Genomic DNA, 26,141 nt, shown 5'->3' with positions numbered 1-26,141 from the left:
GCCCTCACTTGCCGGGCGGGACGATCAGCACGGGCCGGTGACTGTGCCGCAGCACGTGGTCGGCGACGCTGCTCTGGAGCAGCGAGCGCAGGCCCGTGGTGCCGCGGGTGCCGGTGACGATGATGTCGGCGTCCAGTTCGTCGGCGCACTCGACGATGGTGGCCCAGATGGCGGTCGCGGACTCGCAGCACCGTCCCTCGGCGTTGAGGCCGGCCGCGAGCGCCATGTCGAGGCCCTCCTCGTTGGTGGCCTTGGCGTCGGTGAGGGCGACGTCCTCGGAGGCCTCGTCGGGCACCCACTCGGGTTGCATCACCCCGGACAGTCCGGACATCCGGGCGGCCTGGCGGACCATCGGCTCCCAGGCGGTGACGACGACGGCACGGTTCGCGGCGAGGAAGCGGCCGGCGTGCTCGATTGCCCGCTTGGCGTTGTCGGAGCCGTCGTATGCGATGAGCATGAGATCTGCAGGCACTGTGACCTCCCGAAATCGTGGTCGGCCGCGGTGGGCGGCCTCCGGCTACCGTTCTTGAAGATTACCTTGCCATTACTCCGCGTGGCTCGGCTCGGAAACCGGCTCGAACGGATGTGGACTACCGTCGGATCCATGCGAATCCGACACGCCCTGGCCCTCGCTCTGTGCGCCGGACTGGCCGTCGGCTGTTCGTCGGGAGGCGGCGGCGACACGTCCACCACCACGACGCAATCCGCGCAGTCCTCGTCCACCACGACCTCGGCGCAGACCGAGCAGTCGCGTCCGCCGCTGCCCGGGTTCGGGGGATCGGCGGTGTGCGGTCCCGCTTTCCTGAATGCGCTGACACAGCGGGAGAAGCTCGCGCAGTTGCTCACCGTCGGGGTCACCGGCACCGCGGACGCGCTCGACATCGTGGAGTCGGAGGGGATCGGCGGCATCTTCATCGGCAGCTGGACGGACGAGTCGATGCTCGCGAACGGTGAGATCCCGCAGGTCACGGAGGCCAGCGCGATCCCGCTGATGGTGACGATCGACGAGGAAGGCGGCCGGGTGTCCCGCGTGGACGAGCTGTTCGGGCCGGACCCGTCGGCGCGTGAGGTCGCGCGGACCATGACGCCGGACCAGACGTATCAGATGGCGCTCGATCGGGGGCGTGAGCTGCGGGGGCTCGGCATCACGGTGAACTTCGCGCCGGACGTCGACGTCAGCAGTCAGCCGGACGGCGCGGTGATCGGGGACCGGTCGTTCTCCGACGACCCGGACGTGGTGACGGAGTACGCGGAGGCGTATGCGCGGGGCATGCGCGAGGCCGGAATCCTGCCGGTGCTCAAGCACTTTCCGGGGCACGGTTCGGCGTCGGGTGATTCGCACACCGGTGCGGTGACCACGCCGCCGTTGGACCAGTTGCAGACGTCCGATCTGGTGCCGTACCGCAATCTGGTGGACACCGAGGTCGGGGTCATGCTCGGACATCTGAGTGTGCCGGGGCTGACGACCGATGGACTTCCCGCGAGCCTGAGCCCGGAGGCGGTGTCGCTGCTGCGGGAGGGCGCCGGATACGACGCCCCGCCGTTCACCGGACCGATCTTCACCGACGACCTGAGCGGTATGAAGGCCATCACCGACCGCTACGACATCGCGCAGGCGGTGGAGCAGGCGCTGAAGTCGGGTGTGACGGTCGCGCTGTGGCTCACGACCGACGACGTCCCGCGGGTGCTGGACCATCTGGAGCAGGCGGTGTCGTCCGGGCGACTGCCGATTGCGCAGGTCGACTCCTCGGTGCTCACGCTGGCGCGTGCGAAGGGCGCGGTCACCTGCTGAGGCCGGCAGGGTCACAATGGAAGGTCCTGTAGTAACCGTTGATCTTCTTACCATCGAGTAAGATGGCACTTCTTACCCGTGGTTGGAGGAATTATGGCTGGTGGCACCAAGAGGCTGCCCAGGGCCGTCCGTGAGCAGCAGATGCTCGACGCCGCAGTCGAGGTGTTCTCCGACAACGGGTTCCACGACGCATCGATGGACTCGATCGCGGCCAGGGCGAACATCTCCAAGCCGATGCTGTACCTCTACTACGGGTCCAAGGACGAGTTGTTCGCGGCGTGCATCCACCGTGAGGGGCTGCGGTTCGTCGAGGCCATCTCCCCGGCGGGCGATCCCAATCTGCCGCCGCGTGAGCAGTTGCGTGCCGCGCTCACCGGGTTTCTCGGTTTCGTCGACGAGAACCGCAGGTCCTGGATGGTGCTGTATCGGCAGGCGATCGGTCAGCAGGCGTTCGCGTCGCAGGTCGGCACCAGTCGGGACCGGCTGATCGAGCTGACCGCCAAGCTGCTCGAGTCCAGCACCAAGGATCCGGAACCGGCAACCGATTTCTCGATCATGGCGGTCGCGTTGGTCGGCGCGGGCGAGGCGGTCGCGGACCGTGTCGCCGGCGGGGAGATCAAGGTTGCCGCGGCCGTCGAGTTGCTCGAGAATCTCGCGTGGCGTGGCCTGGCCGGCAGGAAGAAGTAGTCGGCGAAGAAGTAGTCACCGAATCCGAGACGGGCCCCGGGCGGAGTTTCCGCTCGGGGCCCGTCTTCGAGTGTCGGGTGTCAGTAGGTGTCAGTACCAGTGTTTGCGTCCGCCGACGGCGCGACCTGCCGCGCCGAGGATGAGCAGTACGGCCCCGACGACGAGTGCAATGACGCCGAGTGTCGACAGGATCGGGATCTTGATCAGCAGGCCGAGGACGAGCAGGATGATTCCGAGAGTGATCATGTTCCGCCCCTTTCTGTTTCGATCGAAGTGCTGCGGTGGTAGGCGGTGAAGTGTCTGGGGTCAGGCGGCGCCGCGTTGCGGTGCGCGGCGTTCGCGGACGAGGATCGCGCGCTCGGATTCGCCGACGCCGCCCCACACTCCGAAGGGTTCCGGCACTGCGAGGGAATGCTCGAGGCACTTCTTCATGACCGGGCAGGACGCGCAGACCGCCTTGGCGCGACGCTCACGCATCATGCGGGCATTGCCGCGTTCGCCGGTCGGCGGGAAGAAGATCGATTCGTTCATGCCCTGGCAGCTGCCGTTCTGCTGCCATTCCCAGGTGTCGGCCAGGGGTGCGAGGTTCGGGCGGATTCCGGTCATCGAATGCTCCTCGTGAAATTCTCGTCGGCTGCCGATCACGTCTGTGCGCGTCTCGGGGCCTCGTGATGGCGCGCGCCGTCGAGGCGCTGCGCGGGTGTGCGACGGTGTCAGGCGGCGCTGAGTCTGTCGTCGGCGGACGGTGTGACCGGGTCGCCGCCGTACATCTGCTCCAAGCGGCGCTTGATCTCTTCGGTGCTGAGCGACCATGTCGCTGAACTGCGGCCCGCAAAGGTCGGGCGATGCGCACTCACGTGTGGTCATCCTTTCTTCTCTGATACGGCCCACCCGTAGCTGCTGAACCTGTCGGTTCGCCGCTCGAGCTCGGAAGACCGGTGGGGTGGAGTGCGCCTGCCTGCCTGGTTGGGCGTGGACTGACTGCTCCGTCTCACTCTTCTTCGCTTGCATCTGGAAGCTTTGACTTCCTCACCGTACAACAAAATCTATGTCTGCCAAACTAGATATGTTGAATCTTCCGACAAATTGGATCTCCAATGCAGGTGAGAGGGAATTTTTCGGATTGCGGGAGGCAGAGGGTCGGGCGTGTGATGACCCCTGTGGGGCGCGCAAGGGAATCTGATGCCGCTGCCGCACATTCGATGTGGCCTCGGTGATACCGTAGGCCTGAGCAACCGCTAGCAGAGGCCGTTCGGGAGTCGGTACAAAGTACCTGCGAGCGTGAGTTCCGACGCGACCAACTTCGACGCGATATTAAGGCCACGATGACGCAACAGTCTCCGCCCCGCTCGACCCGCGGAGTCTACGGAATTTCGGTGACTTCGGAGTTGACCGGAATCGGTCCGCAGACGCTGCGACTGTACGAGCGCCGTGGGCTCATCATGCCGACTCGTACCGGCGGCGGCACACGTCGCTACAGCGAAGAGGACATCTACCGCCTCGCGCGGGTGTCCGAGCTGGTCGATGCCGGCGTCAATCTGACCGGGATCCGGCAGATCCTCGAGCTGGAGACTGCCAACGACGCACTCGTCGCCGAGAATGCCCGTCTACGAGGCGAATTGGACGGCCGACCGTCCTGACGCCCGGCGCACGCGAACGCCCGGGAGCATTCGAGGTATCGCGAGTGCTCCCGGGCGTTCTGTGTACCGGTCCTACCGCAGGGTCGCGGTCAGGTGCGGGTAGCCCTTCTTCGGGTTCTTCAGTGCCAGGTCCCAGCCGTCGGGTGTCCGGTCGGCATACAGGTTCACCGTGGCCGGCAGCACGATCGGCTTGCCGAACCGGACGCTGTACGTCACGCGATCGGGGAGGCGGCCCTCGAGTGGTTGCAGCGCCGCCGCGGCGCTCCACATGCCGTGCGCGATCGTGCCGGGGAAGCCGAATGCCTTGGCGCCCAGCGAGGAAACGTGGATCGGATTGCGGTCACCCGACACCGCCGCGTACCGGCTGATGATCTTCTGGTCCACTCGCAGCGTGCGGGTGGGCGGCGGCGGAACCTCTGCCTCGTGTTCGGCCTTGGGTTCCTTCGGTGCGTCGGTGGGGTGCATCTTGAGGAACGTGCTGACCTGACGCCACACCAGTTCGCGGCCCACCGAGATCTCGCTGACCAGATCCACCTGGCTGCCCTTGGGGTGCGGGCGCAGATTCTCGGCACGGACCGACAGATCCAGCGGCTCGCTCACCGAGATCGGGCGCAGTTGCTCGATCACGTTGTCGGTATGCACGGAACCGATTGCAGGGAAGGGGAATTCGCGCGAAGTGAGCAGTCGCATCACGCTCGGGAACACGAGCGTGAACGGGTACGTGATCGGCAGTGTGTCACCGAACCGCAGCCCGCACACCCGGGCGTATGCGGCAAGGTTCGCGCTGTCCACGCGAAGGCCCTGCAGGGCAAGGGTTTCCTTCGGCAGGCTGCGTCGTCCCGAGGGTTTGACGAACGGCAGAGCGCCGAGTGCGGCGCGGGCGTAGTTGTCGAGGGTTCCGGGCTGCTCGCGCAACTGCACGCGGGTGCCCTTGCCGCCCGTCATCACGCGCCCAGCAGGGACTGGCCGCACACGCGCACGACCTGGCCGGTGACGGCGCCCGACGCGGGGCTGGCGAAGTACGACACCAGTTCCGCGACGTCGACGGTCTGACCGCCCTGCAGCAGCGAGCTGCCGCGGCGGCCGACCTCGCGGGTCGCGAACGGGATGGCGGCGGTCATCGCGGTCTCGATGAAGCCGGGCGCGACGGCGTTGATGGTGATCTTCTTCTCGGCGAGCACCGGTGCGGTGGCCTGGACCAGGCCGATGACGCCGGCCTTGGAGGTGCCGTAGTTGGTCTGGCCGCGGTTGCCGGCGATGCCCGCGATGGACGACACATCGATCACCCGGCCGCCCTCACGCAGCACGCCCTTGGCGACCAGGGCGTCGGTGATCTTCTGCGGGGCAAGGAGGTTGACGCCGAGGACGCTGTTCCAGCGGGACTCGTCCATGTTCGCGAGCGTCTTGTCGCGGGTGATGCCGGCGTTGTGGACGATGATGTCGACGCCGCCGTGCCGCTCCATGAGATGTTCGGCGAGCTTGTCGGCCGCGTCGGCCGCCGTGACGTCGAGGGCCAGCGACGTGCCGCCCACCTTGTTGGCGGTCTCCGACAGCGCCTGTCCGGCGGCCGGGATGTCGGCGCACACGACCTGCGCTCCGTCACGGGAGAGGACCTCGGCGATGGTGGCGCCGATGCCGCGCGCGGCGCCGGTGACGACGGCGACCTTGCCCTCGAGCGGGCGGTCCCAGCTGGCGGGGGCGACCGCGTCCTCGGCGCCGACCCGGATCACCTGGCCGTCGACGAACGCCGACTTGGCCGACAGCAGGAAGCGGAGGGTGGACTCGAGGCCGGACAGTCCGGTGGCGGCGTCCGGGGAGACGTAGACCAGCTGGGCGGTGGCGCCGCGCTTGATCTCCTTGGCGACGCTGCGGGTGAAGCCCTCGAGCGCGCGCTGGGCGATCTGTTCGTCGACGCTCGACGCGAGCTCGGGTGTGGTGCCGAGGACGACGACGCGTGCCGACGGCGCGAGGTTGCGGATGACGGGCTGGAAGAACTCGAACAGCTGGACCAGCTCGGTGACCTGGCCGATGCCGGTGGCGTCGAACACCAGGGCGCCGTAGCGGTCGTCGTGGGGCTGGGCGGCGGGGTAGTCCGACAGCAGTTCCCGGATCGGCTCGACGAGGCGGCCCTTGCCGCCGATGAGGATCGGACCGGCCAGGGCGGGCTCGCCGGCCTTGTAGCGACGCAGCTTCTCCGGCTGCGGCAACCCGGTCTGCTTGGCGATGAATGCGCCCGGCGCGGACGAGAGGAACTGTGAGTAGAGGTCGGGAGCGCCCTTGCTGGCTGCCACGGTCCACCTTCTTTGTCGCAATCGGGCACCCGGACATCCGGGTGCGGTGTCGACATTGAACTTACTCTGGAGTAAGTTCAATGTCGAGTGCAGAATCCACCGCCGAGGCGGATCGACCATGCGGATCTCGAGCAGATTTCCAGCGGGATCCCCCCACCTACATGGAGACCGACGTGACCAGCAGAGCCCGTAATCGCAGCGCCAAGCCGGCATCCGCACCGCAGGCCGGTGGTCGGCAGCAACGCCGCGTCGCCATCGTCGGCGGCAACCGCATTCCCTTCGCGCGCTCGGACCGGGCGTACGCGCACGCGTCCAACCAGGACATGTTCACCGCGACGCTGGACGGGCTGGTCAGCCGCTTCGGGCTGCAGGGCGAGCAGCTGGGCATGGTCGTCGGTGGCGCGGTGCTCAAGCACAGCCGCGACTTCAACCTCATGCGCGAATGCGTGCTCGGCAGCGCCCTGAGCCCCTACACCCCGGCGTACGACCTGCAGCAGGCGTGCGGCACCGGACTGCAGTCGATCATCGCGGTCGGCGACGCCATCGCGGCCGGCCGGATCGATGCGGGCGTCGGCGGCGGTGTGGACACGACGTCGGACGCGCCGATCGGCGTGAACAACGAACTGCGCGAGTTCCTGCTGTCGATGAACCGTGCCCGGACGGCGGCGGACCGCGTCAAGCTGCTGGGGCAGGTGCGTCCGTCGATGCTCGGCATCGAGATCCCGCGCAACGGCGAGCCGCGCACCGGGTTGTCGATGGGTGATCACGCCGCGATCACCGCGAAGGAGTTCGGTGTCCGTCGCGAGGATCAGGACGAGCTCGCGGTGGCCAGCCATCGGAACATGGCCGCGGCGTACGACCGGGGCTTCTTCGACGACCTGGTCACTCCGTTCCTCGGACTGACCCGCGACGACAACCTGCGCCCCGACTCGAACGTCGACAAGCTGGCGACGCTCAAGCCGGTGTTCGGCACCAAGCTGGGCGACGCGACCATGACGGCCGGCAACTCCACGCCGCTCACCGACGGCGCGTCCGCGGTGCTGCTGTCCACCGACGAGTGGGCGGCCGAGCGGAACCTGCCGGTCCTCGCGCACCTCGTGGACTCGGAGACCGCCGCGGTCGACTACATCCACGGCGGCGACGGGCTGCTCATGGCGCCCACGTACGCCATCCCGCGGCTGCTGGCCCGCAACGGCCTCACCCTCCAGGATTTCGACTTCTACGAGTTCCACGAGGCCTTCGCGTCGGTGGTCCTGGCGACGCTGCAGGCGTTCGAATCCGACGAGTACTGCAAGCAGCGTCTGGGCCTGGACGGGGCGCTGGGGTCCATCGACCGGTCCAAGCTCAATGTCAACGGATCGTCGCTCGCGGCCGGTCACCCCTTCGCGGCCACGGGTGGCCGCATCGTGGCCTCGCTCGCGAAGATGCTGGCAGAGAAGGGATCGGGTCGCGGCCTGATCTCGATTTGCGCGGCCGGCGGCCAGGGCGTCACCGCCATCGTCGAGGTGTGATCGCGCGGTCGGGCGGCCGAAATCCGACCGACCCGAAACCCCGGATGTAACGCGCCCCGGCGGGGAGCGATAATCCAGTCGGCCCCGTGTTATTGCCTGACCCCCGACCTGGCAATCACACGGGGCCGCTCTTCTTCTCCGCCTGTCGTCGGCGCGCAATGATGCCAGTGGTGGTCGCCGACCGGGATTCCCGGGCGGTCACCCGGAGTCCCGAGGACTAGGCTGCACGGATAGAAACACGTAACGCGACGGCCCGGCACGGTGTCGATTCGGCAGGAGGGCCCATTCATGAGTGACGAGCGCGACGGCAACAGCGGTTCCGGAAACCATCTGGACGGTTCGGAGCCGGACGACAATCCCACCGAGATCATGCCCGCCGTGCAGCCGGAATCCGACCAGCCGAAGCAGCAGGATGCTGCGGCGGAGCCGGACGGCTCGGACGTGCCGTCCGAGCCGACGCCGGATGCTGTGGATGAGTCGGACACCTCGGACGTGCCGTCCGAGCCGACGCCGGATGCCGCGTCGGAGGCTCCCACCGAGGTTTTCGCCGCAGTGCCCGCTGTGCCCGCTGACCCCGAGCCGGCCGATGCAGGGTCGGAGCCGACACCCGAGCCGACACCGGAGCCGACACCCGTGCCGACGCCGGAGCCGGCACCCGAGCCGACGCCCGAGCCCGCGTCGTCGGGGAGGCCGGGCTGGGTGAAGTACGCGGCGATCGCCGGTGGCGTGGCGGCCGTGGCGGTCCTCGCGTACACGGTGGACTGGGTCGTCTCCGCCGACCGGGTGCCGCGTGGCGTCACCGTCGCCGGTGTGGAGATCGGTGGCGAGAGTTTGTCGTCGGCCGAGGCGACTCTGCGCGCGCAGCTCGGACCGCGGGTGGACAGCCCGGTGCCGGTGCTCGCCGGGACCACCGAGAGCGCGATCGTGCCGGCGCAGGCCGGTGTCGGTGTCGACTGGACCGCGACCCTCGACCGGGTGGGGAACCAGCCGGTCAACCCGTTCACCCGGGTGGCGTCGCTGTTCACCAACCGTGAGGTCGGGCTCGTCTCGACGGTCGACGAGAATGCTCTCGACGGTGCCATTGCCGGCGTGCAGAAGGAATCGGACAGGGCGCCCCGCGAGGGCAACGTCGTGTTCGAGGGTGCGACGCCGGTCCCGGTCGCACCGTTGCCGGGGCAGAGCCTGCGGACCGACGATGCCGCGGACACGTTCGTCGCGGACTGGGCGTTCGGCACCACCGTCGATCTGCCGGTCGACGTCGTCGATGTGACGGTGACGCAGGCCGGGGTCGATGCCGCGTTGCGTGACGTGGCGACTCCCGCGGTCGCGTCGAACGTCGTGGTCACCGGGCGTGACGGTGCGGTCGCGACGCTGCCACGGGACCAGGTCGGCGAGGTGCTGTCGTTCGTCCCGGACGGCGGCGGCGGTCTGTCCCCGCAGTACGACGTCGAGGCGGCCACCGCGATCCTCGCGCCGCAGCTCGCGAGCACCGACATCAAGCCCAAGGACGCGCAGATCAGCCTCGCGAGCGGTTCGCCGCAGGTGATCCCGTCGGTGACCGGCGACATGGTGCAGTGGCCCAAGACACTCGAGCCGTTGCCGGCGCTGCTGGTCGCTCCCGGTGAGCGCACCACCCCCGCGATCTACGAGGCCGTGGAACCGGCGCTCACGACCGAGGGCGCGAAGGATCTCGGCATCCGCGAGGTGATCGGCGAGTACACCACCGGTGGCTTCGAGTACGCGTCCGGCGTCAACATCCGGCTCGCGGCCGACAAGATCAACGGTGTGCTCGTCAAGCCGGGCGAGATCTTCTCGTTCGACGCCGAGACCGGCCCCCGGGGCGCGGCCCAGGGATACGTCGACTCGGGCATCATCAACAACGGCCGCCCGGACAAGGCCGTCGGCGGCGGAATCAGCCAGCTCGCGACCACCCTCTACAACGCCACGTACTTCGCCGGCATGGAAGACATCGAGCACACCGAGCACAGCTACTACATCTCTCGCTACCCGGCGGCTCGCGAGGCGACCGTGTTCGAGGGCGCGATCGACCTGAAGTTCCGGAACCCGTCGAAGACGGGCGTGATGATCCAGACCATCGGCACCAACTCGAACATCACGGTGCGGATCTGGGGCACCAAGACCGTCGACGTCGAATCCGTCACGGGCGGCCGCACCAACCAGACGTCGCCCAACACGATCACGCTGCCCGCCGGTCCGCACTGTGTACCGTCCGGCGGCGCACCGGGATTCACGACCAGTGACACCCGGATCATCACCGACGCCAAGACCGGTGCCGAGATCTCCCGCAACACCCGGACGGTCCGGTACGACCCGGTCCCGATCGTGAAGTGCGTGTCCAACGAGCCGGCCCCGAAGCCGACGGAGGAAGGTACGACGCCGCCGCCTCCCACGCCCGGCGGCTAGTCCTCTCACACCTCGATCGGCGGGTGCAGTCGCATCAGGGTCCACGCGCGGTCCCGGCGCACCGCGAGGGCGCTTGCCGTCAGGGACGCGAGCATCAGGCCGAGGAGCACCGCGATGGACACCCACAGCCGGGAGTCGATGCCACCGACGGTGAGTTGGCGTAAGCCGTTGACGGCGTAGGTCATCGGGTCGAACGGGTGCAGGATCTGGAACGGTTTCGCGGTGGTCTCCACGGGGTAGATGCCGCCCGACGACACCAGTTGCAGCATCAGGAACGCGAGTGTCACGACGCGGCCGACGGCGGGCCCGAAGATCGCGTTGAACGCCTGGATCAGGGCCATGTAGGTGAGGCCGACCAGTCCGAGGAACGCGATGGTGCCGAATACGTACACCGGCACCAGTCCGACGCCGAAGTGCACCACGACGTACATGACCAGCACCTGCGCGATCGCGATGAGTGCGGCGGGCCAGTACGACGCCAGCACCACCCGCATCGCACCCAGTCCCGTCGAGATCGGCCGGGTCTGGACCGGCCGCAACAGCATCCACGTGATGATGCCGCCGACGAACAGTGCCAGGGGCAGGAAGAACGGTGCGAAGCCGGTACCGAACGTCTTGGCCTTGTTGTCGTGGTGCTGGTCCAGGGCGACCGGTGCCGACAGCGTCTGCGCGACGACGGTGCGCTGCTGCGGATCCCAGGCGGGGACCTGCTCGCTGCCCTCCTTCAACTGGGACGCGAGTTCCCCGGATCCGTCCTTCAGCTGAGTCGTACCGGCGGCGAGCTGTCCGGCACCCTGCGCGAGAGTCTCGCCGCCGCTCGACAACTGGGCCAGACCGTCGTCGAGGGTGCGGGCGCCCGTCGCGACCTGCTGCCCGCCGGTCTGCAGTTGCGTCAGGCCGTCCCGCAACTGTCCGGCACCGCCGACGGCCTGGGACATGCCCGACCGGTAGGGGCTCGACGGGTCGCCGAGCTGGAAGGCGAGTTGCCGCGCCCCGTCCTCGAGTTGGGCGAGCTGTCCCCGCATCGCCGGGTCCAGCGCCGGCCCGAGGGCGCCGGTGACCTGCCCGACCAGCTGGGTCACTCCCGCACTGAGCGCTCCGGCCCCGTTCCCGAGTTGGACTGTGGCGCCCGACAACTGGTCCAGGCCCCCGGACAGCGCGGACGCCCCACCGGCTGCGGTGTCGATGCCCGCGGAGAGCTGCGCCGTGCCGTCGGCGAGGGCGCTCGAGCCGGAGTGGGCGGTGACCAGGCCGTCGGCGAGCGTGCGGGCACCGCCCGCGAGTTGTTGCGCGCCACCGTCGGCGGCCTGCGCGCCGGCCGCGAGCTGTCCGGCGCCGTCGGCGGCCTTGCGGAGTCCGTCGCCCGCCGCGCTCAGGCCGACGAGCGCCTGGTCCACGGACTGCTCACCGATCTGTGCGCCGACGACGTTCAGGATCTGTTGCGCGGCGTTCTGCCCGATGATGGTGCCGAGGTAGTTGTTGGCGTCGTTGTAGGTGAAGATCAGGCGGGCCTTCTGCGGATCCGGGCCGGTGGGGGAGGCCACGGACTTGCTGAAGTCGCGGGGCAGGGTCACCGAGAAGTAGTAGCGTCCGTCCGCGACGCCGGTGGACGCGTCGTACGCGCTCACCTCGTGGAAGTCGAGGTCACCGGAGTCCATCAGGCCCTGCGCCACCTGGTCTCCGGCGTTGAGGGGTTTGCCGTCCACGACGGTGCCGTGATCGCTGTTGACGAGTGCCACCGGGATCTTGCCGGTCTGGCTGAACGGGTCCCAGAACGCCCACAGGTACAGCGCGCCGTACAGCAGGGGCATCAGGACGATCGTCACGAGGGCGACCCGCGGCATCAGCCCGCGCGAGAACCGCTTGAGTTCGGTGCCGAGCGACATCCCTGCCAGCATGGCTACTCCTCGCTTCCGGGGTTCGAGCCGTTCACGGTGGCCGCGGTGTCGGCCAGCGGGTGGAACTCGTGGGCGGGCGAACCCGGTGGCAGTGGGTTGACGGCGGATGCGATCACCGTCTGGCGGGCGCCCAGTGCCGCGAGGCGGTCGACCAGCGCGGCGCGGTCGTACTCGTCCCGGACCTGTTCGAGGTCGTCGACCAGCAACACCGGGGGAACCTGGGTGTCGGCGACGGCGATCCGCAGCAGCATTGCGTCGAGTTCGTCGAGATCGCTGACGTAGTCGTTGAGCCGCGGCAGCGGCCGATCTCCGAACACCGGCGCGCACACTTGCTCGAGTTCGCGCGGGCCCGCCCGGCGGATCAGCCGATACCACGGTGCGTCCCAGCGGATCTGCTCGGTGATGAGGTCGCGGACCGTCACCGATTCGGAGATGGTGTCGATGCCGGCGAATCCGGCGATCGCGGACACCGCACGGATCCGGGCGGGCCCGGTGCGTCCGATCACGGTGAGACGCCCGCCCGACGGCTTCATCCGCCCGGCGAGGGTGAGCAGCAGGGAGGTGCGGCCCGAACCCGCGAACCCCTGGATCACGGCCAGTCCGCCGAACGGAATCCGCAGGTTCACCGGACCGAACACCGGCCCCAGGGTGCCGTGCCGGGTCAGGCCCTCGGCGAGCACGGCCGGCGGCGCAGCGGGCGGCGAGTACGGGTCGTCATTGCTGGTCACTGCTGGTCACCAACCTCGGGTCCGGTGGCAGGGCGTCAACAAGAACAGCCAAACACACCGGCGCCGTCCGCGCGTGGGCACCGAACGAAAGAACCCCCGCGCACGCGATGTGCACGGGGGTTCTCGTCGTTCAGAGAATCAGAACGCGGCCTCGTCGAGCTCCATGATGTCGTTGTCGAGGTGCGACAGGATGGTGCGGGTCGCGGTCAGTTCGGGCAGCACGTTCTTCGCGAAGAAGGACGCGGTCGCGACCTTGCCCTCGTAGAACGGCTTGTCCTTGTCGGACGCGCCCTCGTCGAGCGCCTTGATGGCGATCTCGGACTGACGCAGCAGCTGCCAGCCGACCAACAGGTCGCCGACGGCCATCAGGAACCGCACCGAGCCGAGACCCACCTTGTACAGCTCGGTGGGCTGCTCCTGCGCACCCATGAGGTGGCCGGTGAGGACCGCGGCCATGCCCTGCACGTCCTCGAGGGCGGTCGAGAGCAGCGCCCGCTCGGTCTTGAGCCGGCCGTTGCCCGCCTCGCTGTCGATGAACTTCTTGATCTCGCCGGCCACGTGGGCCAGGGCGACGCCCCGGTCGCGAGCGATCTTGCGGAAGAAGAAGTCCTGCGCCTGGATGGCGGTGGTGCCCTCGTACAGCGAGTCGATCTTCGAGTCGCGGATGTACTGCTCGATCGGGTAGTCCTGCAGGAAGCCGGAACCGCCGAGGGTCTGCAGGCTCTCGGTCAGGTACTGGTAGGCCCGCTCGGAGCCGACGCCCTTGACGATCGGCAGCAGCAGATCGTTGACGCGGAACGCGGTCTCCTTGTCGGCGCCGGAGACCAGCGCGGCGACCTCGTCGTCCTGGTGCGCCGCGGTGTACAGGTACACCGCGCGCAGGCCCTCGGCGTACGCCTTCTGCATCGCGAGGCTGCGGCGCACGTCCGGGTGGTGCGTGATGGTGACGCGCGGGGCGGACTTGTCGGTCATCTGCGTCAGGTCGGAGCCCTGGACGCGCTCCTTGGCGTAGTCGCGCGCATTGAGGAATCCGGTGGACAGTGTGGAGATGGCCTTGGTGCCCACCATCATTCGAGCGTGCTCGATGACGTCGAACATCTGGGCGATGCCGTTGTGGACCTCGCCGACGAGCCAACCCTGGGCCGGGACGCCGTGGCCACCGAACGTGAGCTCACACGTCGTGGACGCCTTGAGGCCCATCTTGTGCTCGACGTTCGTGACGAAGACGCCGTTGCGGTCGCCGAGCTCGTTCTTCTCGAAGTCGAAGTGGAACTTCGGGACGAAGAACAGGCTCAGGCCCTTGGTGCCGGGTCCGGCGCCCTCAGGGCGGGCCAGGACCAGGTGGAAGATGTTCTCGAACAGGTCGTCCGACGTGGCGGACGTGATGAACCGCTTGACGCCCTCGATGTGCCAGGAGCCGTCGTCCTGCTTGATGGCCTTGGTGCGACCGGCGCCCACATCGGAACCGGCGTCCGGCTCGGTCAGGACCATCGTGGCGCCCCAGCCGCGCTCGACGCAGGTGGCCGCCCACTGCTTCTGCTCGTCGGTGCCGTTGTGGAACAGGACGTCCGCGAACGACGGGCCGGCCTGGTACATGAACGCAGCGGGCTGGGCGCCCAGCATCATCTCGGAGATGGCCCACACGAGTGCACGGGGAACCGGAACGCCACCGATCTCCTCGCTCAGGCCCATGCGGTACCACTCGGCGTCCCACATCGCCTTGAACGACTTCTTGAAGGACTCCGGCAGGGTCGCCTCGTGCTTCTCCGGATCGAACACCGGCGGGTTGCGGTCGGCGTCCGCGAACGCCTCGGCCAGCGGGCCCTCGGCGAGCCGCGCGACCTCGGACAGCATGTCCTTGACGGTGTCGGCGTCCAGATCGCCCCAGGCGCCCTCACCCAGTAGCTTGTCCAGACCCAGTACCTCGAAGAGGTTGAACTCGAGGTCGCGGACGTTGCTCTTGTAGTGGCCCATGTTTTCTCCCTGAAGTGGCACTGCGTCGGTGCGGTCTTGCTTTTCCGTCTAGTACCGCCCAAGTAGCTACTCGTCGGTAACTTAGCCGATGTTACCCGCGATTAAGTTGGCTGCCAAGGGTGGGCTTGCGCGCGACCAGGAGTGCGTCGATCGCCGTCCCGCCCTCGACGTCGCGGAAGCGTCGTTCGGCCACCGTGACGTCGAGGCGCCCGTTCAGATCATCCTTCAGATCTTCAGGGGTGTAAAGGATTTCGGGATCGGGCGGGCCGCCGACGCCTTGCGTGTGGTTGAGCGCGTCGTGGCCGAGAATCATGAGGATTCCGTCAGGTTTCAGCGAGTCGATGACGCGACTCACAAGTGCGCGCCGTTGTGGCGGCGCCAGGTGGGCGAAGATCATGAGGACCAGGTCGTAGTCCGAGACGTCGGTCGACGTGATGTCGTCGACGACGTACGTGAGGCGTTCGCGCACCCGTCGCGGAGCCTGGGTGGCGATCTCGCGGGCCTTCTCGATCGCGACCCTCGAGTAGTCGACGCCCGTCGTCTCCCAGCCCCGCGTCGCGAGCCACAGTGCGTGCCGCCCCTCGCCGCACGCGAGGTCGAGGGCCCGGCCGGCGGGCAGCGACGTCACGAACTCGACGACCACCGGGTTCGGCGGGGTGCCCCACACCATGTCGGCCTGTGAATAGCGTTCGTCCCAGTCCTCAGCGTTCATGGCTACGACCGTATCCCCGCCCCCGTATCCCCGCCCCTCTCGCGTTTTGCGCACTTGTCGCGCTCCAGGGACCCGGAAACTCGCGACAAGTGCGCAAAACGCGGGGAGATCAGCCGACGGTGATGCGGCGGTGGGCGAGTTTCCAGCGGCCGTCCTCGAACCGATGGGTGTCGTCGTAGCGGCCCACCCCGGCCAGGCGCGGTTCGGTCGTGGTGTCGCGGAAGAACAGCCAGTACGCCGTCGACGACGCCGCGACGTCCGAGTCGAGCGAGACCGCGACGGTGGTGATGACGTGCCGGCTGGACGTGCCCGGCCCCTGGACGCTGCCGGCCCGGCGTTCGCGCACGCCCTCCTCGATCGACGCGACACCCTCGCGGAGTTGCGCGGCCATGCCGGTCACCGGGTTGGGCTGTGACTCCCAGACCGCGTCGGCGGTGAAGTTCTCGAGGTACTCCTCGACGGTGCCGTCGTCGGCGAGCTGCGCGATGCGGGCCAGGAGGTCCTGGATCTCACCGCGTGGATCGGTGCTCTGCTGCTGCTGCTCCATGTCGTCTCCTCGCAATACAAACCAAGTGTTTGCTCGGGACGGTAGCAGCGGTTCGTGACGAGCGCGCCGACGTTTCTCACCGCTGCAGCGTCGTGCGCATCAGCAGGACGTTGTAGTTGGAGTGCACGGTGGTGAGGAAGTAGAGGTCCGGCCCGGACGACCACGGGTGGATGTACGCCCCGTACATCGACGGCAGTTCGTTGCCGTCCACGAGAACCTCGGCGGCGCCCCACGGTCCGGTGGGGGCGGGTGCGCGGCGCATCACGACGGAGTTCCGGTGGTCCGTGGTGAGCAGGACGTACTGCCCGAGGAACGAGTTGTACTGCACCGAGATCTCGCCGACGCCGCCGAAGACGATGGGCGTGGCCAGGTCGGGGTTCTTGGGCTCCCACTTGCCGCCGTCCCAGTACTCGTAGGCGTCGAGATCGCGGATGTGCTTCTCGGGGACCCTGGCGAGGTAGACCAGACCGCCCCGGCCGGCGGGCGTGCCGTACTGGTAGACGAAGCCGCCGTCCCGGACCAACGCTCCCATCTGGAAGTTGGCGTTTCCGCCGACGGGCGGACGCCGGGTCTCGGGCGCCTCCACCCAGTTCTCGCCGTTGTCGGTCGAGAACGCGAGTTCGGAGTAGTTGGTCTTCCACTTGCCCGGCTCGTCCCACTGCTTCACCGACATGAGGCTCATGTACTGCACGGAGTCGACCGCGACCCCGGCGGTCGGGATGCGGCTGATCTCGACGAACGGGATCTTCGGACTCGGCACCAGTTCCTTGGATTGGCCGAGGATGTCGCGTGGGGAGTTGTCGAAGGTCATTCCGTCGGAGAGCTCGCGGTCGGTGCTGCGGACGAGGATGTTGCTGCGCCAGGACCACAGGCTGCCCGCGAGCAGATTCGGGAGGCCGAGGCCGGCCGTGTCGCCGAAGGCGGTCAGCACCTGTCCGTCGCCGTTGTCCCACATGATCCCGAGGTCGGTGCCGAGCACGTTGTAGTCCTGGGTGCGGTTGGCGCTGAGCAGGCCGGTGGCCTGCGCGACGGCCTGGCTGCGCCCGTGGAGTATCGGCAGTCCGGTCGTTCCGTTCAACACCGGAATGGGATTCACCGTATTGGGGTCGGCGCCGGCGGGGCCGGGGAATGCGGCGAGAAGCGCGGTCGAGCACAGTGCGCACACGATGACGGATCGAAATCGGGTTCGTCTCACGGGTGTTCCCATCCTCGGTGGAAATCGGCCCCTGCCAGGTGTTACGAAACTACGCCGGTCGCTCGGGCGCTCCGGCGGGCGGATAAAAGGCTAACAGGAATGCCCATTCTCCGAATGGTCATTCCGGAATTGCAATAAGGGCCGTGGCACCCATCTCGAAATTGCCGGAATGGGAAGAGATGTCACGGATCGCGAGTCTTGTCCGGGTCTTGTCCGACCCTTGTTCCCCTCTTGTCCCCGTCTCGTTCGACGGGGTTCCGGAGTGCCGCCGTCGTCGTCGCGCCTGCCCAGGGGGTCGGCCGGTCGCCGGCCGGCGTGTGTCGACCGCCGACGCGCCGCATTCAAATACAGGGACCCGAGTAACACAGCCTGCAGGTGGGGCGAAGTACCGTGTCGGGGGGAACGTCGCCGCGTGGGCGTCGTCGTGAGAGTACGCAGTAGAGGAGACCAAACATGGGTGCGCAGATCTCGAACTCAACCGAGGTCCGGCAGTCCGCCATCCTCGGTCTGGGTGTTTACCGCCCGCAGCGGGTCGTGAGCAACGACGAGATCTGCGAACTGATCGACTCCACCGACGAGTGGATCCAGTCGCGCTCCGGGATCAAGAACCGACGATTCGCTAACGACGAGGAGAGCGTCCTCGCGATGGCGATCTCGTCCGGTCGCAAGGCACTCGAGGCGAGCGGCCTCACCGGCGAGCAGATCGGCGCGGTCATCGTCGCGACCTCCACCTACCCGTCGCAGACGCCGCAGTGCGCCGCGATCGTCGCCGACACCCTCGGAACGGGGGGCGCTGCGGCGTTCGACGTCACCGCCGGGTGTGCAGGCTTCTGCTACGCGCTGTCGGTCGCGTCCGACATGGTCCGGATCGGCACCTCGCAGTACGTCCTCGTGATCGGCGTCGAGCGGATGTCCGACAGCACCGAGCCCACCGATCGTTCGGTGCGGTTCATCTTCGGTGACGGTGCGGGTGCGGTCGTGGTGGGCCCGAGCGACGTCGCGGGCATCGGCCCCGTCGTCTGGGGTTCCGACGGCTCGCAGTCGCAGGCCATCCGCCAGGAGCCGGACTGGCTCTCGTTCGCCAACGACCCGTCGCAGCGTCCGTGGATCAAGATGGAGGGCACCGCGGTGTTCCGCTGGGCCGCCTTCGAGATGGGCAAGGTCGCGACGCAGGCGCTCGAGCGGGCCGGTGTCGCGATGGAGGATCTGGGCGCGTTCATCCCGCACCAGGCGAACGGCCGCATCAACGAGGTCATCGCGCGCAGCATCAAGCTGCCCGAGTCGGTGCCCGTGTCCGACGACATCGCCGATACCGGCAACACGTCCGCGGCGTCGATCCCGCTGGCGATGGAGGAAGTGATCCGCACGGGCAAGGCGAAGCCGGGCGAGCTGGCGCTGCTGGTCGGCTTCGGTGCCGGCCTGTCGTACGCGGGTCAGGTCGTCACCCTGCCGCCGCTCGCGCAGGACTAGACGCTCTCGACTGTCCCGGTGGGCCCGCTCGATCGAATCGAGCGGGCCCACCGCGTTTTCGGGACCGGGACCGTGCCGGGTCAGTGCTGTGCGAGGAACCCGTCGATGAGGGCCAGTTCGTCCTCGTCGAGCGGGCGACGCAGGTGCGAGGTGTTCCGGATGACCTGGTCGGGGGTGGAGCAACCGATCAGCACGGACGCGACCTGGGGCTTGGCGTCCAGCCACGCGACGGCGATCTCGGACAGCTTGCGGTCGAGTTTGCTCGCGAGCGTGAGGAGTTCCTCGACGCGCGTCAGTGCCGCCTCGGTCGCGGTGGCGGCGAAGTACTCCGACTTGTCGAAGCGTGAGCCCGCCGGGAACTCGATGTTCCGGCGGTACTTGCCCGTGAGCAGTCCGGCGGCCAGCGGGTAGTACGGGATCACGGCGAGGTCGAGTTCGGTGCAGGTCGGCACGATGTCGTTCTCGACCTTGCGCTCGAGCAGATTCCACTCGATCTGGGCTGCGACGAAGCGGGGGAGTCCACGTTCACGGGAGGTGGCGACTGCCTCGGCGATGCCCTTCGCGGACGTGTTGGAACACGCCACGTGGCGGACCTTGCCGGCCTGGACCAGTTCGTCGAGCGCGCCCAGGGTGTCCTCGATCGGCACGGTCGGGTCGGGCATGTGCTGGTAGTAGAGGTCGATGTGGTCGACACCGAGTCGGCGCAGGCTGGCGTCGCAGGCGCGTCGGACGTAGTCGGGGGAGGAACCCTTGTCCTCCTCGTTCATCGGTCCGCCGAACTTGGTAGCGATCACGGCCTGGTCGCGACGGCTGCCGAGCGCGGCTCCGAGGAACTTCTCGGACTCGCCCGCGGAGTAGATGTCGGCGGTGTCGAAGAGCGTGATGCCCTGCTCCAAAGCCGCATCGACGACGGCCTGGGACCCGGCCGCATCGGTTCGGAAACCGAAGTTGTTGCAGCCCAACGACACCGTCGAGACGACGAGATCGGTTCCGGGGAGGGTCACGTACTGCATGTTTGTGGACATCGAACTCCTGACACTGGCACTCGAGCGGGCGGTGAGCTGCCCGGTCCGGACACTACGCCCGGTTCGGGTCAGCGCGCGAGGGCGAATTCCGGTGTGTGGTAACAGGTCAGGTGGTCGCTCCATTTTCCGTGCCGTCTAGGATCTTCCCTGCGAACATATGTACGAGAGAAGAGGATCCGGTCGCCCGTGAGTGCAGTGAGAATCGACGAGTCATGGCCGGCCGCATCCGCCGCCCCCGAACAATCCTCCGCGACGGCTGAACTGACGGTGCCCGCGCGGGTTTCCGGTGCGGCTATCGGTGGCGCGTCTCGGGGAGCGACCGCATGAAGCGGGCGCTGTCCCGGGCATCGAGTTCGGTGCGCCGCATGCTCGCGGTGGGTGCGTCGATCTGCTTCGCGGTGATCCTGGCCGTCGGCTATGTGCTGGTCGAGGAGTGGTTGAGCGTCGATGGTCCCGGGGCGGGTTCCCCGCAGGACACGGTCGCCGTCGGCGAGCTCGCCGAACTGCTGGCGCAGGTGACCGTCGCTCCCGAGTTGCCGATGACCGGCTACAGCCGCGAGCAGTTTCCGCACTGGGACGCGAACCGGCCCGAGCACGGGTTCGGCCCCGAGTTCGAGCAGTACAGCCGGTGCACGACCCGCGAGGTGATGCTGCTGCGCGACGCGGAAGGGCCGGTGCGGCTCGATCCGAAGAGCTGCGACCTGTCGATCGGTTCCGGCGGTGGGTGGCGAGACGAGTACGGATTCCTCGACCGCAAGACCGGTGAACTCAAGCCGTACAAGTGGATGACCGAGTCGTCGGCCGTCGATGCGGAACACATCGTCGCGTTGGCGGAGGCGTGGCGGTCGGGCGCGGCGAATCTCGACGAGGACACCCGTCGCCGCATCGCGAACGACGCGGTCAATCTGGCGGCCTCCGATCCGTCGGCCAACCGTTCGAAGGGCGATCAGGACGCGGCGACCTATCTGCCGCCGGGGAAGTTCCGGTGCGCGTACGTCGATCGATACCTGCAGGTCAAGGTAAAGTACGGGCTGGCCGTCGACACCGCCGAGCAGGCGGCACTGCGCACCGCCGTCGACGACTGTGTCAGCCAGGGAGGGTCCGCATAAGCGACATCGTCGAGATCGCCGTGAGCGCCGCCGTCATGACCGAGGAGGAAGGGACGGTGTCGGGCGCTCTCGACGTCATGCTCGACGGGCAGGGCCGAGGCCTCGTCCGCTATCGCGACACCGAAACATGGCTCACGATCGGCAATCTCGACGACGACCCGCCGGCCACGTGGCAGTCGGTCGGCGATCTCGCGACAGCGATCGTGGCCGGTGCCGGGGCGCGTGACGCCGCGGGCAATGTGATCCCGTTCGAGGCGTGAGGCGTCCGCGCCGACGGTGTCAGATGCCGACGGCGGCCTCGAGCGCGGCCAGTTCGTGGTCGAGGTGCGCGAGGATCGGTTCGAGGTGCGGTACCGCGCGGCGGCACCCGGTGAGGCCGAAGGCGATCGACTCCTCGGTGCTGGTGCAGGTGATGTTGAGCGCCTGGCCGTCGAGCGGAATCGACAGGGGGTACAGCGCGTCGAGTCGGGCGCCGTTCCAGTACAGCGGCGCGTTGGGGCCAGGCACGTTGGAGATGACGATGTTGTAGGGCGGTCGGAGGGGGCCGTGGTGGCCCAGCAGCAGGTCCAGGGCCAGCGGTGCGGAGCCGAGCGCACTCATCGCCACGATCTGGGTGGCGCTCATCCCGCGCAGCGCGGCCTTGCCCTCCGCCATCGACCGGTGCACGCGTGCCAGACGGCTGCCGGCATCCGCGAGGTCGGTGCCGAGGTTGCACATGAGGGTGCCGATCTCGTTGCCACTCTTGTCGTTCGGATCGGCGATCGACGCGGGGCGTTCTCGCGGGTCCCGCAGCGACACCGGAACCATCGCGATCAGCGAGGAGTCGGGAAGCAGGCCCCGGTCCGTCAGGTGGCCGCGTAGCGCGCCGGAGCACATTGCCAGCACCACGTCGTTGATCGTGGCGTCGGCGTACTTCGCGACCAGTCGGAGACGGTCGAGTGACCAACTGCGCGCGGCGAATTGGCGGGCACCGGTGATCGGCACGTTGAGGGCGGAGTGCGGCGCGGCGAACGACACCGGTCCGCCCTGGCGGCGCAGGGCACGGAGCACGGTTCCGGTCAGCGCGGGGACCAGGCCGGTGGCTTCCCCGAGGACGTCGACGGCGGTGCGGACAGCGGCGAGCGGGACGTCGAGGAGGCCGGTGTCGTGGGGGGTGTGTGCATGCGGTGCACGGGGTTCCCACGGGGCGGGCATGCCGCGCTTGTCGGCGTCGATGCTGAGCGCGCGGCGCAGCAGCCGCATCGCGCCGACACCGTCGGTGACGCTGTGGTGGATCTTGGTGTAGACGCCGTAACGGCCGTCGGCGAGGCCCTCGATCAGGTGCATCTCCCACAGCGGTCGGTTGCGGTCCAGCAGCGTCCCGTGCAGGCGTGCCGTCAACGCCGACAACTCGCGCATCCCGCCGGGGCACGCGAGTGCGTCGTGCCGGATGTGGTGTCCGATGTCGAACTGGGTGTCGGCTTCCCAACTCCACTGTCCCAGCGACGAAACGGACCTTCTGGCGCGCTTGCGCAGCATCGGGGCGACCTCGTTGCGGGCGATGGCCGTGTCGAGCATCTCCCGGACGTCGTGGGCCTCGGCGCCGTCCGGAGGCTGGAGCAGTACCAGGCCACCGACGTGCATGGGATGCTCCCTGGATTCACCGAGCAGGAAGACCGAGTCCGTCGGTGGCATGGGGAGCGGCATCGAGGGCACCCTTCGGTAGGTGGTGTGCCCGCGAAACCCGGGGCAGGCGTGCTGCAGATCGCGATCGTGTTGTCAGTTGTACGGGATCGTCGATGCCTGCGCTACCTGTGCGAATGTCCAGGTGAATGGGTGTTTTTCGGCTATTGTCCGGAACCGGAATCGAATTGTCGGATTGATCCGAGATTCGGTGTGGGGGTGTCAGTGCCGTGAATCGCGCGGATTCTCCGCGTCCTCGGCCTCGAGGTCGGCGAGGTTCCAGTCGAGCGTCGACCCGAGTTCTTCGCGGTCGGCACGACGGATCGACCGTCCCATCAGGACGGCCGCCGCGCAGGCGAGCACGATCCACGTGCCCAGTACGACCCACAGCCACAACATGCTTATTTTTCTAGCACCGGACTCTGTGAAAAAGCGAAGGTTGGGCTGAGAGTCAGCTCACGTCGGCGACAGGACCCCGGCCCCGGCTGCCGCCCGGAAGCGGGTGCGCGCGTCGTGGACGGTGAGGACGGGTACGTCCAGTGCTCGCACCTGGACCAGCAGCGCCGCCTGGGTCGCGGTGCAGATGCCGTCGAGGATGTCGTCGTCGACGACCGCGCAGTCGACGTCTCCGTCCACGGTGTCGGTCCCGCGGTGGCCGAGGACGGCGGCCAGCATGCGCGCGTCCTCGAGCGCGGCCGAACTCCCGATGAACACGACGTCACCCGTGGCGATCGCGGCGAATGCCGGATTCGCGAACTCGTTGTTCATGTGACTCCTTTGTGGCTTGTGGCTTGCGACGACGCTGCGGTGCCGCGCACCGGGTGAGGTGAGCGGCGGAGGCTGCCCTGCGGATCCGAGGATTCGTCGGCCTCGTGGTCCACGGGTCCGGAGGTGTTCCGGGCCAGGTCAGGGGTGCGTCGACGTGCTTCGATCGCGCTGACCCGCGGTTGGGCTCTCGCATCATATGGCGCGGGGCGGGCGGCCGCGTGGCGCGGAGACACTGCATCGGTCAAGGTCGGAAGGCCCAATTGCGGGTCGGCAGAGGGGTTCGGTGCAGCTCAGGCGCCGCTCGCGTGGACCTCGTAGTCGCCGGTGGCGCATCCGGTGAGCAGGGCGCCCCGGCCGAGCGGCGTCCACGTGACGTCGTCGATCCCGAGGGTGTCGACGACCGAGGCTCCGGTGTCGATCGAGCGGGGGAACCAGACCTCGAGGCGGCAGCTGCCGTCGCCGGCGCGACCGGTCAGCTCCAGCCGATCCCCGTCCGCCGCGAGGTGGGTGATCCGGCCGGGCGCGAGACGCGGGTAGGCGCGGGTCAGCTGATCCAGCAGTGCGGTGTTCCGGGGCGCGTCGGCGCCGGTGCTGCACAGGACCGGCATGAGCCCGTCGCCCAGTTCCTGGATGCCGTTCTGCGGGTCACCGCACGACTGCTTCCACACCCAGTAGGCGCCGCCCTGTACGTGCGCGTCCTGTTCCTTCGAGAAGCGGGTCGCCTTGTCGACGAGGCCGTCACCCCAGTAGCCGTACTCGCCGCTCCAGACGGGGACGCCGTACTTGTCCGCCACCCGCTCGGCGAGGGTGAAACCCCGTTCGATGCCGACGATCACCGGCAGCCCGAGCGAGGCGTCCATCGTGATCGACTCCGCGTACAGGTGCGGCGAGAAGACGATGTTCCGATCGTCGGTGAAGTCGGCCGGGGGGCCGCTGTCGAAGCCCAGGCCCGACCACAGGATGCTCGGCTCGAAGTAGACGATCTGCTCGGCGCCGGCCGCGCGGACGGCGTCGATGGCCCGGTCGTAGAAGCGGCCCAGCAGCAGCGACGACGTGAGCGGCGCGGACTCACCGAAGTTCGGCTCGTTCAACAGGTCGTACCCGGCCACGGCCGGCTCGTCCTTGAATTCGGTCGCTAGCATCGCCCACGCCTGGACCAGGTGCTCCTGCACGTCGTCGGTGTCGTAGTAGAAGTTGTTGAAGGCACGGCCTCCGGCCGGCGAGATGTCGCGGCCGGTGAACTGGCAGCGGGGCGCGCCGTCGGTGATCGTCGCCCACTCGGGGGCACCGTCGTAGCCCCACATGGGGGAGGTGCCGGGCCGGCAGTCGACGTCGTCCGGTGAGGGTGCCGCAGACCAGCCGTCCTGGTGCATGTCGAGCACGGTGTAGAGGCCGTGCGACTTCGCCTGCGCGACGGCCAGCCGGATCCGGTCGAGGTAGGCCTCGTCGTACCGTCCCCGCTCGGGTTCGAGGGCCGACCACGACAACGCCAGGCGGACCACGTTGAACCCGTGATCGGCGATGCCGGCGAAGTCCTCGTCGGTCAGCGGCAGGGTCGACGGGACCTCGGGCCGCGGCGCATAGAAGTCGACGAGCTGGTTGACGTTGACGCCGCGCAGGAGCACTTCGCGGCCGGCGGAGTCGGCGATCACGTCACCTGAGACCCGCAGGGGCAGAAGCTCTCCGGCGTCGGCAGCCTGGACGGCCGCGGGAGAGATGGGAGAGACGGGGGAGGTGGGGGCGGCATCGGGACGGGCGAGCAGCGGCACGGTGATCGCGACGGCGACCAGGGCCACCGAGCCGACCCGGACGGCGGTGCGGGGGATCGGCGCCGGAACATCCCTGCGGTGCGCCGCCCACAGCGCGGCGAGTCCGACGATCCACCCCGTGCAGGCGCCGTACGAGAGGCCGTCGGCGAACCGGATGTACCCGGACATCAACGGCCACAGATCGCCGGCGAAGCCGTCGTCGGAGAACAGGCCGACGATCGTGGCCACGAGCGCCAGTACGGCGCCGGCGCCCATCGCCGCGAACCATCCGGTGAGGACGGTTGCGGCGGCGCCACCGGAGATCCGGCGGGCGAGTACCCGATGGCAGACGATCGTGCCGAGCACCAGGACAGCGACGCCGCCGACGGTCGCGACCGGCCCGTTCATCGGATTCGGCGCCGGCATCACACGGTCGTAGGGCGCTCCCGACCACCACTGTCCGGCCAGGACGGGGGCCGCGGCCCCGAACACGAGCGCGCCGATCCAGACCGGCGGCGCGTCGGAGGGCATGTCGGGGATCGGGCGGTTGCGTCCGGCGACAGCGACGGCGCCGGCGACGATCAGTGCCGCCGGAAGTGCCTTGGCGGCGGCGAATCCGGCGCCCCACGCGGCGGTCCCGAGGTCGTGCACCGCCACGAGCGACATCGCGAACTTCGCCAGCATCACCGCGAGCACGACGCCCGATGTCGCGGCCGCGAACAGCCAGCGGGAACCGGCGGTCGAGCGCACCGTCCACCACGTGACCCCCAGCAGCACCGGGAGGTAGACGACGAACGGCGCGATCTGCCACGGCGCCCGGATCGGCCAGAGGTCGGCGCCCGTCCAGCCGACCAGGCTCAGCAGTCCGCTCGGGTCGGCGGCGGCCTGGACGACGACCAGCAGGCCCAAGGTCAGTGTGGCGAGCCATGCAAGTCGCTGTGGGGACACCGGTACTTCCGT

At 68.5% G+C, this 26,141-nt stretch carries 25 protein-coding genes; 8 read left to right on the top strand and 17 right to left on the bottom strand.

Annotated elements, in window-relative coordinates:
• Positions 1-4: 4 nt before the first annotated feature.
• Positions 5-472 carry a universal stress protein gene (locus IJ15_RS0100270; protein ID WP_031936350.1) on the bottom strand — a complete coding sequence of 156 codons (468 nt, stop codon included), beginning with the start codon at positions 470-472 and terminating at the stop codon, positions 5-7.
• Between the two features lie 111 nt (positions 473-583).
• Between IJ15_RS0100270 and IJ15_RS0100265 the strand changes: the two genes are divergently transcribed.
• Together IJ15_RS0100265 and IJ15_RS0100260 are read left to right on the top strand one after the other, a co-directional pair.
• Positions 584-1,792: a glycoside hydrolase family 3 N-terminal domain-containing protein gene (locus tag IJ15_RS0100265; RefSeq protein ID WP_081880507.1), complete on the top strand. Its 1,209-nt coding sequence runs from the start codon at positions 584-586 to the stop codon at positions 1,790-1,792.
• Positions 1,793-1,885: 93 nt separating this feature from the next.
• Positions 1,886-2,479: a TetR/AcrR family transcriptional regulator gene (locus IJ15_RS0100260; RefSeq protein WP_031936348.1), complete on the top strand. Its 594-nt coding sequence runs from the start codon at positions 1,886-1,888 to the stop codon at positions 2,477-2,479.
• 90 nt (positions 2,480-2,569) lie between these two features.
• Here the strand turns inward: IJ15_RS0100260 and IJ15_RS26325 are convergent, their stop codons facing one another.
• The 3 genes from IJ15_RS26325 to IJ15_RS26320 all read right to left on the bottom strand — a co-directional run bounded on the left by IJ15_RS26325 (position 2,570) and on the right by IJ15_RS26320 (position 3,336).
• On the bottom strand, positions 2,570-2,725 hold the full coding sequence (locus IJ15_RS26325) for a DUF6131 family protein (RefSeq protein ID WP_197059701.1): 156 nt from the start codon (positions 2,723-2,725) through the stop codon (positions 2,570-2,572).
• A gap of 60 nt (positions 2,726-2,785) precedes the next feature.
• Entirely contained in the window at positions 2,786-3,085 is a 300-nt protein-coding gene (locus tag IJ15_RS0100250; protein ID WP_031936347.1) for a WhiB family transcriptional regulator, read from the bottom strand.
• Between the two features lie 107 nt (positions 3,086-3,192).
• Positions 3,193-3,336 carry a hypothetical protein gene (locus IJ15_RS26320; protein WP_197059700.1) on the bottom strand — a complete coding sequence of 48 codons (144 nt, stop codon included), beginning with the start codon at positions 3,334-3,336 and terminating at the stop codon, positions 3,193-3,195.
• Between the two features lie 468 nt (positions 3,337-3,804).
• Here IJ15_RS26320 and IJ15_RS0100245 point away from each other — a divergent pair, with 468 nt between their 5' ends.
• Complete coding sequence (locus IJ15_RS0100245; protein ID WP_031936346.1) at positions 3,805-4,119, top strand: MerR family transcriptional regulator; 315 nt, start codon at positions 3,805-3,807, stop codon at positions 4,117-4,119.
• Between the two features lie 72 nt (positions 4,120-4,191).
• Here IJ15_RS0100245 and IJ15_RS0100240 read toward each other — a convergent pair whose 3' ends face one another.
• Together IJ15_RS0100240 and IJ15_RS0100235 are read right to left on the bottom strand one after the other, a co-directional pair.
• Positions 4,192-5,064, bottom strand: a complete 873-nt coding sequence (locus IJ15_RS0100240; RefSeq protein ID WP_031936345.1) for a MaoC/PaaZ C-terminal domain-containing protein — start codon at positions 5,062-5,064, stop codon at positions 4,192-4,194.
• Positions 5,064-6,410: a 3-oxoacyl-ACP reductase gene (locus tag IJ15_RS0100235; protein ID WP_031936344.1), complete on the bottom strand. Its 1,347-nt coding sequence runs from the start codon at positions 6,408-6,410 to the stop codon at positions 5,064-5,066. Before IJ15_RS0100235 ends, IJ15_RS0100240 begins: the two co-directional genes overlap by 1 nt.
• Positions 6,411-6,583: 173 nt before the next feature.
• Here IJ15_RS0100235 and IJ15_RS0100230 point away from each other — a divergent pair, with 173 nt between their 5' ends.
• Complete coding sequence (locus IJ15_RS0100230) at positions 6,584-7,921, top strand: acetyl-CoA C-acetyltransferase (protein WP_031936343.1); 1,338 nt, start codon at positions 6,584-6,586, stop codon at positions 7,919-7,921.
• A gap of 288 nt (positions 7,922-8,209) precedes the next feature.
• Positions 8,210-10,345, top strand: coding sequence for a VanW family protein (locus IJ15_RS0100225; protein ID WP_051918415.1), 2,136 nt, complete (start codon positions 8,210-8,212; stop codon positions 10,343-10,345).
• A 5-nt stretch (positions 10,346-10,350) separates the two neighbouring features.
• Here IJ15_RS0100225 and IJ15_RS0100220 read toward each other — a convergent pair whose 3' ends face one another.
• The 6 genes from IJ15_RS0100220 to IJ15_RS0100195 form a co-directional block, all read right to left on the bottom strand.
• Positions 10,351-12,243 carry a YhgE/Pip domain-containing protein gene (locus tag IJ15_RS0100220; protein WP_031936341.1) on the bottom strand — a complete coding sequence of 631 codons (1,893 nt, stop codon included), beginning with the start codon at positions 12,241-12,243 and terminating at the stop codon, positions 10,351-10,353.
• 2 nt (positions 12,244-12,245) lie between these two features.
• Positions 12,246-12,971 carry a P-loop NTPase family protein gene (locus tag IJ15_RS0100215; protein WP_031936340.1) on the bottom strand — a complete coding sequence of 242 codons (726 nt, stop codon included), beginning with the start codon at positions 12,969-12,971 and terminating at the stop codon, positions 12,246-12,248.
• A 138-nt stretch (positions 12,972-13,109) separates the two neighbouring features.
• Positions 13,110-14,945 carry an acyl-CoA dehydrogenase gene (locus tag IJ15_RS0100210; protein ID WP_031936339.1) on the bottom strand — a complete coding sequence of 612 codons (1,836 nt, stop codon included), beginning with the start codon at positions 14,943-14,945 and terminating at the stop codon, positions 13,110-13,112.
• A 91-nt stretch (positions 14,946-15,036) separates the two neighbouring features.
• Positions 15,037-15,657 (bottom strand): class I SAM-dependent methyltransferase, encoded by a 621-nt coding sequence (locus tag IJ15_RS0100205; RefSeq protein WP_031936338.1) that lies wholly within the window; start codon positions 15,655-15,657, stop codon positions 15,037-15,039.
• Between the two features lie 109 nt (positions 15,658-15,766).
• On the bottom strand, positions 15,767-16,204 hold the full coding sequence (locus IJ15_RS0100200; protein ID WP_031936337.1) for a nuclear transport factor 2 family protein: 438 nt from the start codon (positions 16,202-16,204) through the stop codon (positions 15,767-15,769).
• A 76-nt stretch (positions 16,205-16,280) separates the two neighbouring features.
• Complete coding sequence (locus tag IJ15_RS0100195; protein ID WP_031936336.1) at positions 16,281-17,411, bottom strand: DUF4185 domain-containing protein; 1,131 nt, start codon at positions 17,409-17,411, stop codon at positions 16,281-16,283.
• 441 nt (positions 17,412-17,852) lie between these two features.
• On the opposite strand from IJ15_RS0100195, the gene IJ15_RS0100190 reads away from it, so the two are divergent.
• Positions 17,853-18,869: a beta-ketoacyl-ACP synthase III gene (locus IJ15_RS0100190; protein WP_031936335.1), complete on the top strand. Its 1,017-nt coding sequence runs from the start codon at positions 17,853-17,855 to the stop codon at positions 18,867-18,869.
• A gap of 80 nt (positions 18,870-18,949) precedes the next feature.
• On the opposite strand, the gene IJ15_RS0100185 is transcribed toward IJ15_RS0100190, so the two are convergent.
• Positions 18,950-19,894, bottom strand: coding sequence for an aldo/keto reductase (locus IJ15_RS0100185; protein WP_031936334.1), 945 nt, complete (start codon positions 19,892-19,894; stop codon positions 18,950-18,952).
• 323 nt (positions 19,895-20,217) lie between these two features.
• Here IJ15_RS0100185 and IJ15_RS0100180 point away from each other — a divergent pair, with 323 nt between their 5' ends.
• Entirely contained in the window at positions 20,218-21,003 is a 786-nt protein-coding gene (locus IJ15_RS0100180; RefSeq protein ID WP_031936333.1) for an HNH endonuclease family protein, read from the top strand.
• 20 nt (positions 21,004-21,023) lie between these two features.
• Positions 21,024-21,263, top strand: coding sequence for a hypothetical protein (locus IJ15_RS0100175; protein ID WP_231569372.1), 240 nt, complete (start codon positions 21,024-21,026; stop codon positions 21,261-21,263).
• A 19-nt stretch (positions 21,264-21,282) separates the two neighbouring features.
• Here the strand turns inward: IJ15_RS0100175 and IJ15_RS0100170 are convergent, their stop codons facing one another.
• The 4 genes from IJ15_RS0100170 to IJ15_RS25205 all read right to left on the bottom strand — a co-directional run bounded on the left by IJ15_RS0100170 (position 21,283) and on the right by IJ15_RS25205 (position 26,129).
• A complete protein-coding gene (locus IJ15_RS0100170; protein WP_031936331.1) occupies positions 21,283-22,689 on the bottom strand; it encodes a WS/DGAT/MGAT family O-acyltransferase in 1,407 nt (468 codons plus the stop codon).
• A gap of 198 nt (positions 22,690-22,887) precedes the next feature.
• A complete protein-coding gene (locus IJ15_RS26315) occupies positions 22,888-23,064 on the bottom strand; it encodes a hypothetical protein (RefSeq protein WP_197059699.1) in 177 nt (58 codons plus the stop codon).
• 57 nt (positions 23,065-23,121) lie between these two features.
• Positions 23,122-23,433 (bottom strand): hypothetical protein, encoded by a 312-nt coding sequence (locus tag IJ15_RS0100160; protein WP_031936330.1) that lies wholly within the window; start codon positions 23,431-23,433, stop codon positions 23,122-23,124.
• Between the two features lie 290 nt (positions 23,434-23,723).
• Entirely contained in the window at positions 23,724-26,129 is a 2,406-nt protein-coding gene (locus tag IJ15_RS25205; RefSeq protein ID WP_156111976.1) for a glycoside hydrolase family 5 protein, read from the bottom strand.
• Between the last annotated feature and the right edge of the window lie 12 nt (positions 26,130-26,141).

The organism is Prescottella defluvii, assembly GCF_000738775.1.
In the GTDB taxonomy this organism is placed as follows: domain Bacteria; phylum Actinomycetota; class Actinomycetes; order Mycobacteriales; family Mycobacteriaceae; genus Prescottella; species Prescottella defluvii.
This window is presented reverse-complemented; position numbering and strand designations above follow the sequence as displayed.